Origin of the sequence: Mycobacterium sp. 852002-51152_SCH6134967 (assembly GCF_001667105.1) — a bacterium.
GTDB lineage: Bacteria > Actinomycetota > Actinomycetes > Mycobacteriales > Mycobacteriaceae > Mycobacterium > Mycobacterium neumannii_A.
The window spans coordinates 19,171-29,643 of record NZ_LZIK01000064.1 but is presented as its reverse complement, the minus strand read 5'-3'; the positions used below and the strand labels follow the sequence as shown (position 1 = coordinate 29,643).

3 protein-coding genes are annotated in these 10,473 nt (G+C 63.1%); 2 read left to right on the top strand and 1 reads right to left on the bottom strand.

Going from position 1 to position 10,473, the window contains the following annotated elements; translation table 11 throughout:
• Positions 1–1,033: 1,033 nt before the first annotated feature.
• Positions 1,034–1,264, top strand: coding sequence for an MbtH family protein (locus A5790_RS20480; RefSeq protein ID WP_066848491.1), 231 nt, complete (start codon positions 1,034–1,036; stop codon positions 1,262–1,264).
• A gap of 309 nt (positions 1,265–1,573) precedes the next feature.
• Here the strand turns inward: A5790_RS20480 and pks2 are convergent, their stop codons facing one another.
• Positions 1,574–7,888, bottom strand: coding sequence for a type I polyketide synthase (pks2, locus tag A5790_RS20475; protein WP_231987854.1), 6,315 nt, complete (start codon positions 7,886–7,888; stop codon positions 1,574–1,576).
• 473 nt (positions 7,889–8,361) lie between these two features.
• Between pks2 and htpG the strand changes: the two genes are divergently transcribed.
• The gene (gene htpG, locus A5790_RS20470; protein ID WP_066848479.1) at positions 8,362–10,287 is read left to right on the top strand and encodes a molecular chaperone HtpG; all 1,926 of its coding nucleotides are present in this window, start codon (positions 8,362–8,364) and stop codon (positions 10,285–10,287) included.
• Positions 10,288–10,473 lie beyond the last annotated feature (186 nt).

Here is a 10,473-nt window from a genome sequence, read left to right as displayed (position 1 = left end):
CCTTCTGGAAGTGGAATTCACGGGCCCTCCCTTGCGTCCGCCCGATACCGTACGCTACAGCGAACTTCGCAGCGGATAGAGGCCGTCGCTGTCAGCGGCGACACCTGAAAGGTAGTGCTCCCGCAGCTACCTTGGTGCCGCGCCACGAATGTGACGAAAGATACCGTGACGGAAGCATCATTTTCTGCGGCGGCCTGACCTCGTCTGACCCCGAAGTGGTTGGCCCTGATTTCAGGCTCGCGGAGCCGGGGTCGACTTCGCTGTTCACGCGGGCATGGCACCTTGCAGGTTCGCGGATTTGTAGCCGCCATGGTGATCGCGCTGGTGAAGCGTGGACGCAGCGGTAGATGAAACGTTCGCGAGAGTTCAGGCTTAAGTGGCGGCAACTGCCGACCTGAAAACCGTTCCCTCGAACCTCAATCCGGCGCTTACCGACGCGGCAAACGAGGCCCAGTCCGTCAGCCGCGATGTGCCAACTGCACACAGTGGCTCGGCAAGATCATTGAGCAGTTGAGCGCCAAGCATTCGAGGCTCGCATCTGGCGGGGTTACGGCGGTTCTGGACCGGGTTGGGAACCCGGGTTCACCTCATATGCTCCGGAGTGGATGGAGAGCATGACTCGCCTCGTACGGCAGCTTTGTAGTACGGGTGCGGACGTTCTGGTGGTCGGCGCAATCTCGAATCCGCACTCGCGGGTGAATCTGCCGCCACGAGAGCCGGCGGTGGACACTATGTCGACGTCACGGAATTGTTCTCCTCGCCGCTCGGTGATCGTTGGCAACACCCTCGTGTACTCCGACCAGACCCACGTCACAGCTGCTTATTCGCCGACTGAGTCTTCCCTTGGCGGCAATCGACCAAAAAGGCCACTTCCGGGTCTCTGAACTTGAGGGTGACTATGTTCACCTGAATTAGTCGCGAATGTGTGATTGCACGAATGACACCTACACGCTCTGAACAGGCGGCTCAGTCGTGAGTATGCTTTGGAACGGCTTCACTCATACCGATCATATTGACTAGATAGGAAGAACTTATGAGCGTCAATCCTTTCGACGACGAGAACGGCAGCTTTTTCGTCTTGGTCAACGATGAGGAGCAGCACAGTCTTTGGCCGACTTTCGCCGATGTGCCGGCGGGTTGGCGTGTCGGTTTCGGTGAAGCGGATCGGGCTGCCTGCCTGGACTATATCGAGCAGAACTGGCCTGATATCCGTCCGAAGAGTCTGCGCGACAGGCTGGCATCGGGCGGATCATCGGATAACTGAGTCGGTCGGGGCGAAGCCGACGAAGGTTCACGGTGAGAACCAGCTTCTAGAATCGACGGACCGGTCGCGCGGCGGGTGACCGACTGTCCAAATGTCGAACCCGCGTCAGACCCGTGCTTCCAGTAAGCCGGACATGGACCCCTGAACCATCCCGCGGGTAGTAAACGAATCGCCCATCACCCACAGAGGTGAACGACCACGGCCGAATCGAATGTCTTTCCCGAGCGCAACTCTTCAATCGGCCTTGGCCCACACGGGAGCCGACATCGCCTAGGTGTGATGTCACCTAGGCCGCAACGGTAAGTCGGACTAGGCCGACACTTTGACCTCTTTGGGTTCCGCGGGCGTCAGCTTCTCGGACAGCATGGTCGCCAAATCGCGAATGGTCGTCGTCATATTCGTCGACGTGATGCGAAGCCCCGTTTCGGTCTCGATCCGCGTGCGCAGTTCGAGGGCCCCCAGCGAGTCCATGCCGTACTCGGCAAGCGGACGGTCTGGGTCGACGTTGCGCCGCAGGATCAAGCTGACCTGATCGGAGATCAAGCGCCGCAGCAGGGCGGGCCACTCCTCAACGGGGAGCTCGTCGAGTTCTGCACGGAACTTGCTTGAGCCCGCGGTGCCTTGTCCGGTGTTGCGGAACGCCTCGGCGAACGGGCTGTGCTGCGCGAACGCGGTCAACCACGGGGTCCCCATGATGGGCGCGTAGCCGGTGTAGGCGCGGTCGTGACGCAGCATCGCCTCGAACGCGTACGCCCCTTCGTCGGGTGTGATGGCAACGCCCGTGCCCTCCGCCAGTGCGGTGGCCGCACCGATTTCTCCCCAGGCGCCCCATGCAATCGCCGTGGCCGGAAGACCTTGTACATGTCGCCAATGGGTGAACGCATCGAGCCAGCTGTTGGCCGCGGCGTACGCGCCCTGGCCCGGCGAGCCCACCAGCGCGGCTGCCGACGAGAACGAGCAGAACCAGTCCAACGGTTGATCCGCGGTCGCCGCGTGCAGATTCCACGCGCCGTATACCTTTGGCGCCCAGTCCCGTTCGATGAGCTCCTCGGTGATGTTCGTCAGCGTGGCGTCCTCGATGACGGCGGCGGCATGCAGCACCCCGCGCACCGGCAGCCCGGTCGAAATAGCTGTTGCGACTACGCGTTCTGCCGTTTCGGGCCGGGTGATATCCCCGCACTCCACCACGACGTCGGCACCGATCGAACGGATGAGCTCGATGGTTTCCAGTGTCTTCCGGTTGGGTTGCGAACGCGAGGTGAGCACGATGCGCCCGCAGCCGCCGGCGGCCATCTTCTCGGCCAGGAACAACCCAAGACCGCCCAGACCGCCGGTGATGATGTAGGAGCCGTCATCGCGGAAGGCCCGAGCCTGCTCCGGCGGCAACACCACGTTGCTGCTTCCCGCCCGCGGAATGTCGAGGATGAGCTTGCCGGTGTGCTGCGCGGCGCTCATCACCCGAATTGCGGTGGCGGCGTCGGCCAACGGATAGTGGGTGCTCTCCGGGATCGGAAGCACGCCGTCGACGGTGAGCTTGTACACCGTGTTCAACAGGTCCCGCAGCCGGTCAGGATGGCTGAACGACAGGAGCGCCAGGTCGAGGGCATGGAACGTCAGGTTGCGTCGGAACGGGAACAACCCCAGCTTGGTGTCACCGTAGATGTCACGTTTGCCGATCTCCACGAATCGTCCACCGAATGCCAGCAATTCGACGCCTGCCCTTTGGGCGGCCCCGATGACCGAGTTGAGCACGATGTCGACCCCATAGCCCTCGGTATCGCTGCGGATCTGATCGGCGAACTCGGTGCTGCGGGAGTCGTAAACATGCTCAATACCCATGTCGCGCAACCGCTGCCGACGTTGCTCACTGCCTGCCGTGGCGAAGATCTCGGCGCCGGCCGCGCGGGCGATCGCGATTGCGGCCTGGCCGACCCCGCCAGTAGCGGAGTGGATCAGCACCTTGTCTCCACTCTTGATGCGGGCCAAATCATGCAGGCCGTACCAGGCGGTTGCGGTCGCCGTGGTCACCGCGGCGGCGTCAGCGTCGGTCAACCCGGTGGGCAGAGTGACCGCGAGGTTGGCGTCGCAGGTGATGAATGTCGCCCAACAACCGTTAGGGGAGAGGCCGGCAACGTGATCGCCGACCTTGTGAGTCGTGACGTCGGGTCCTACGGCGGTCACCACCCCGGCGAAGTCGGTTCCGGGCTCTGGAAGCCGACCCTCGAACGACGGGTAGCGGCCAAATGCGACCAGCACGTCGGCGAAGTTGATACTCGACGCGGTGACCGCGACCTCGATTTCTCCGTGCCCAGGCGAAACCCGCTGGCAAGCAACGAGTTCAGCGGACTCAAGGTCCCCTGGTGTACGGATTTTCAACCGCATCCCGTCATGCTCATGATTGACGACGGAGGTCTTCCGGTCCTCTGGGCGCAACGGAGCGGGGTACAAACGCGCCACGTACCATTGACCGTTCCGCCAAGCTGTTTCGTCTTCTTCGATCTCAGAGAGCAATTGCTGCGCCAACTGGTCAGGCTTGATGCTGGCGTCCACGTCGATCTGAGTGGCTCGCAGGTGCGGATGCTCTGTGCCGATCACTCGCACGAGTCCTCGAAGCCCGCCTAGTTCGAGGTTGGGCCGGTCCCCGGTCCCCACAGCCTGGGCGTCTCGGGTCACAACGTACAGACGCGGCGGCTCGCCAGACAGGTCCGGGAGTTCGCGGGTGATGCGGACGAGATGCTCCACATACTCGCGACCCAAACGCGGAAGCTCATTCTCGGCGCCGCCGTTCTCGGAGCCCGTGAAAACCACTACGCCCGTGAACGATCCGCCACGCAGCTGACTTCTGAGCTCTTCGGCGCTCGAGGTGTGGTCCGCATTCCGCGGCCAACACATGGCAGTGCATTGCGCACCATGCGTCTTCAGGATATCGGCCAAATTTGTAGCAACTTGGTCTGTGTTGGTTGTGCTGACCAGCAGCCAATTCCCGGCCTCGGCGTACTCAACCTCTGGCAATGTTCGCGGTTGCCACTCGATCGTCAGCAGCCGGTCGGCCAGTATCCGTGCTTTGTTGCCCTTCTCGTCTGCTCCGGTGCCCAACTGCAGGCCCTCGACAGAGATCATGATGGTGCCGTGCTCATCGAGCACGTCGATGTCGGCCTCCACTCCGGAGACGTCGACTCTGGTCACGCGCGTCAAGCAGTAGTGCGCGTCGCGCGCAGCGGTGTACGAGCGGAGGCGACGGATACCGAGCGGGAGCCCGAGCATGCCTTCACCCAACGCCTGGACGTCGGGGTGAGCCTCGACAGATTGGAAACTTGCATCGAGCAGCGCTGGGTGCACGCCGTAAGCGCCCTGCTGCGATCGGATCTGGCGGGGAAGTGCGACCTCGGCGAGCATGGTCGCGGACTCGCCGGTGTGTACGGCGCCGAGACCGGCAAACGCCGGACCGTACTGGACACCCCGCTGATCCATGCGTGCGCGCACCGCGTCTCCATCTTCGCGGTGCGGATGCGCCGCGAGCAGCGCAGACGCGTCGTGCGCAGGAGGCTGCTCGAGCTCGGCGGCCTGAAGGATCGCGGTAGCTTGTCGCGTCTGCTCGCCTCCTTGACTGGTCTCCACGGAGAACTCGAAATTGCCCGGCGACGACAGCGATGCCGAGGCGCCGACGGTGGTCTGCTCGTCGAGAAGCAGTGCCTGTTCGAAGCGGATGTCGCGGATCTCGGACGCCTCGCCAAGAACGGCATGCGCGGCCGCCAGCGCCATCTCGCAGTAAGCAGCTCCGGGGAGCACAGCCACATTGCGAATCTGGTGATCGCCCAGCCAGGGATGGACCGTGGTGCCAACCTCGCCCTGCCAGACGTGGCGCTCGGGCTCCTCCTGCAAGCGCACATGGGAACCCAGCAAGGGATGAACCGAAATGGTGCGAGCGCCGTGCGTCGGGGAGCTTGCCTGACCGTCCTTGCTCAGACGGAGTTGGCGATGTGTCCATGTCGGCAGGGGCGCATCGATCAACCGTCCATGCGGATAGAGCACGGAGAAGTCGACCGCGGCACCTGCGGCATGCAGGTCTGCCAAGAAACCGCGCAGTCCGTGCGGCAGCTCTTGTTCGCGACGCATGCTCGCCAAGGCAGCCATCGGCACGTCGAGGCTGCGGGCGTTCTGCTCCAGCGGGTGTGTGAGCAGGGGGTGGGGTGCCAGTTCGGCGAAGACCCGGTAGCCGTCCTCCATAGCGGCCTGCACCGCCGCGGCGAACCGCACCGTGCGCCGCAGATTGTTCACCCAGTAGCGGGCATCGCACACCGGCACGTCGCGCGGGTCGAACAAACTCGTCGAATAGAACGGGACTTCCGGTGTGCCGGGGGACAACTCGCCCAGTGCCTCGGACAAGTCGCCAAGTATGGGTTCGACTTGGGGAGTGTGCGATGCCAGGTCGATCTTGACTTCGCGGGCCATCACGTCGCGCTGCTCCCACTCAGCGAGCAGTTCCCGTACGCGCTCGGGAGCCCCGCCGATCACAGTGGACTCCGGTGAGGCGACCACCGCGATAACGACGTCGTCGATCCCTCGGGCGGTCAGTTCGGAAAGCACTTGCTGCGCCGGCAGTACCACCGATCCCATCGCCCCGGAACCGGCGATGCGGGCCATTAGCCGCGAGCGGCGGCAAATGACGCGGACGCCGTCTTCGAGCGACAGCGCACCGGCGACCACCGCTGCGGCGGTCTCGCCCAGGGAGTGTCCGATCACCGCGCCCGGGCGCACACCGTAGGACTTCATGGTTTCTGCGAATGCGACCTGCATCGCGAACAGCGTGGGCTGGACGCGGTCGACGCCGGACACCATCTCAGGGGCGGTCATCGCCTCGGTCACCGAGAAGCCGGATTCCTGCGCGATCAGCGGTTCGGCAGCGGCGATGGTGGCAGCGAACACTGGCTCGTTGGCCAGCAGGTCGGCACCCATTCCCGCCCATTGCGATCCGTGGCCCGAGAACACCCATACAGGACCACGGTCATCGCGTCCGACTGCTGCCTCGTACGGTGTATCACCGGCGGCTACCTCGTGCAGAGCCTCGATCAACTCCGGTCGATTGCTCGCGATGACGCCGGTGCGCACCGGGCGGTGTGCACGCCGGCGCGCCAACGTGTAGCCCAGGTCCGCCAGGGTCACGTCCTCATGCGTCTGAACCCAGTCGGCCAGCCGTGCGGCGGTTCGGCGCAGTTCGTCGGCTGAGGTCGATGACAGCGTGAACAGTTGCGGTTGCTTCGTCGCCGCGTCAACGCTTCCGTTGCGTTGCGGATCGACCGCGGAAGTGCCGGGAGCCTGCTCCACGATGGCGTGGGCATTGGTTCCCGAGAATCCGTAGGCTGAAACTGCAGCCCGCCGGGGTGCCGCACCGTTGGTCGGCCAGGGCGTGTTCTCCTTGGGCACAAAGAGATTGCTCTCGACACGGGCGAGCTCGTCGGGCAGCTGGGTGAAGTGCAGGTTCTGTGGCACCACTCCGTGCTGAACGGCGAGGACCGCCTTCACCAGTCCCAAAGTTCCCGAGGCAGATTGGGTATGCCCGAAGTTCGTCTTCGACGCTGCGAGCGCACACGGCCCTTCGAGTCCGTAAACCTCTGACAGGCTGCCGAATTCGATGGGATCGCCGGTCGGGGTTCCCGTTCCGTGTGCCTCGACCATGCCGACGGTGCTCGGGTCCACACCGGCCGCCGCCAATGCGGCTTGGTAGGCCTTGACCTGCAGGGGCTGCGACGGTGTGGTGATGTTCACCGTGCGGCCGTCGTTGTTCAGAGCCGTACCGCGCACGACGGCCAAGATTCGGTCACCATCGCGCAGCGCGTCGGGCAAACGCTTCAGAAGCACCATGACGGCGCCCTCGCCGGACGCGAACCCGTCCGCCTCTACGTCGAACGCATGGCAATGCCCGGTGGGGGACAGCATGCCGCCGGCTGATCCCGCAGACGACTTCCGTGGATCAAGCAACAGCGTGGCACCGCCGGCGAGTGCGACGTCGCATTCACCGTCGTGCAGGCTGCGACAGGCCATATGCACAGTGACGAGGCCGGACGAACACGCGGTGTCCACCGTTATGGCCGGACCGTGCAGGTCCATGGCGTACGCGATTCGGCCCGACGCCATGCTGTAGTTGTTGCCCAAGAATCCGTATGGCCCCTCCAGGGCATGCGCATCCGCCGCGAGCAGTATGTAGTCGCCGTGCGTCAAACCGACGTACACGCCAGTCTGCGAACCCGCCAACCGCGCAGGGCTGTAACCGGCGTGTTCCACTGCCTCCCAGGAAGTTTCCAGCAAGAGGCGATGCTGAGGGTCGACCGCGGTGGCTTCCCGTTCGCTGATGCCGAAGAAGTCGGCGTCGAAACCGCCGTACTCGTCGAGGAACGCGCCCCACTTCGACACCGACCGACCGGGCACACCCGGCTCGGGATCGTAATACTCCTCGGCATCCCAGCGGTCAGGCGGGATCTCGATGATCAGGTCTTCGCCCCGTAGTAAGGCCTCCCACAGCTGTTCTGGAGAGTCGATGCCCCCCGGAAGCCGGCATGCCATGCCGATAACGGCAACTGGGGTGACAGGCGTGGTGCCCGTTGTGGATGGCGTCGCGGCTGCCATAGAGCCCGACTGTGAATCATCCACAGACTTGAATGACGTCATTTCCCCTCCGCGTAGAAATGGTTGCTGTGGCCTCGGCCGCCGCACGGCCCCACACCGTGCACTCGAGAGGTCAGCGGGACACCGACGGCGGCGCCGTCGCGTGCTTCCTCGGTGGCAGTGGTTTGCCTCGGCAGGCGGTCACAAACGACAACGCTAGGTTCACACAGGGGCTGTTGTCTCGAAATCGGGACAATCGATCCGTAAAGCGGCACAAGCTGGCATCGGAACGACGATTAGGCGTGCTTCATAGCGAGCGCCGGGTTCTGCTCACGTCGGTTTCGGTCCCTTCGAGCGGCCGGGTGGACGTTGCTAGCGGTCGTCAAGTCGCCATGCCGAACGGAGGTGGACAAAGTCGAGCCCTTCCTGCCGGCCATCGACCGGCTCGCTATTATCTTTGCCGGTATTAAACGTCTGTTGTCGAACGGAAGCACATGACTGCACACGTCGAACAGTTGGAGTTCCAAGCGGAGGCGCGCCAACTTCTTGAGTTGCTGATTCACTCGGTGTACTCCAACAAGGACTCCTTCCTGCGAGAGTTGATCTCGAATGCGTCCGACGCGCTGGACAAGATGCGCCTGGAGACGCTGCGCAATAAGGACCTCGATGTCGACGCATCCGATCTGCACATTGAGATCGATGTGGACAACGACGCTCGCATCCTGACCGTCCGTGACAACGGCATCGGTATGACGCACGACGAGGTTGTCGACCTCATTGGCACGCTGGCGAAGTCCGGTACCGCTCAACTGCGGCAGCAGTTGAGAGAGGCCAAGAACGCCGCCGCCTCTGAGGAACTGATCGGTCAGTTCGGTATCGGCTTCTACTCGACGTTCATGGTGGCCGATAAGGTTGAGCTGCTCACCAGGAAGGCCGGCGAAAGTCAGGCCACCCGATGGGTATCGACCGGTGAGTCCACCTACTCCATCGAGACAGTCGAACACGCCCCGCAGGGCACGTCAGTGACGCTGCACCTCAAGCCCGAAGACGTCGAGGACCAGCTGCACGACTACACCTCCGAGTTCAAGATCAAAGAACTCGTCAAGAAGTACTCCGACTTCATCTCCTGGCCCATCCGTATGCAGGTCGAGCGGCGAACTCCCCCAGCCGAGGAAGGGGGTGAGGAAACCGTCACGATCGAGACTCAGACGCTCAACTCGATGAAGGCGGTGTGGGCCAAGTCCAAGGATGAGGTCTCCGCTGAGGAGTACAGGGAGTTCTACAAGCACATCGCTCACGCCTGGGACGACCCGCTCGAGGTGATTGCGATGAAGGCCGAGGGCACCTTCGAGTACCAGGCACTTCTGTTCATCCCGTCGCAGGCCCCGTTCGATCTGTTCTCGCGAGACGCCAAGGTGGGGATACAGCTCTATGTCAGGCGTGTGTTCATCATGGGTGACTGCGATGAACTGATGCCCCGCTACCTGAGATTCGTCAAGGGCGTCGTGGATGCACAGGACATGTCCCTCAACGTCTCTCGCGAAATCCTGCAGCAGGATCGACAGGTCACCGCGATCCGCCGTCGGCTGACCAAGAAGGTTTTGTCGACGATCCAGGATCTGCAGTCCGAGCGTCCGGAGGACTACCGCACGTTCTGGACCCAATTCGGCTCAGCCCTCAAGGAGGGCCTGATGTCCGACTTCGACAACAGGGACACCCTCCTGCGCATCTCGTCGTTCGCCTCGACTCACAGTGACGAGGAGCCGACCACTCTCGCCGAGTATGTCGAACGCATGAAAGAGGGTCAGGAGCAGATTTTCTATGCCACTGGACAGTCACGCGAGCAGCTTCTGAAGTCGCCACATCTCGAGGCCTTCCGAGCCAAGGGCTACGAGGTGCTGCTGCTCACCGATCCAGTTGATGAAATCTGGGTGGGATCGGTGCCCGAGTTCGAAGGCAAACCGCTCCAGTCGGTGGCAAGGGGCGAAGTCGACCTTGAAACGGAGGAGGAAAGGAGCGAGGCCGAGCGCGAGGAGCAGCAGAAAGACTTCGCCGATCTACTGGCCTGGTTGAAGGAAGTCCTCAGTGACCATGTCGCAGAAGTACGCTTGTCCAAGCGACTGACCGAGTCGCCGGCCTGCTTGATAACCCCCACCTTCGGCATCACACCGGCGCTGGCGCGCATGTACCGGGCATCTGGACAGACAATGCCAGTCACCAAACGGATCCTCGAACTCAACCCACGACATCCGCTCGTCAACGGCCTGCAGCAGGCACAGAAGAACAGCGCTGACGAGTCCGCGTTAGCGGAAACAGCTGAATTGCTCTACGGCACAGCACTTCTCGCGGAAGGTGACATTCCCGACGATCCGGCGAAGTTCGCGGCGCTGCTCGCGGAACGATTGGCTCGCACGGTGTGAGTGCGTCGCTGTACCATCCCCGCAGTACGGTGTTCGGCAAACGCGGTCATCACCAGTTCCGGCGGCACCTACACGTCCTCCAGGGGCAAAACGGCAGGTCGTCAGTTCTGTCCACGCAGGACTTTCTACCGTGATGGGTTTGTCGGCTACCGAATCTCTCACTTTCGGCCTGCACTGGCGACGGCG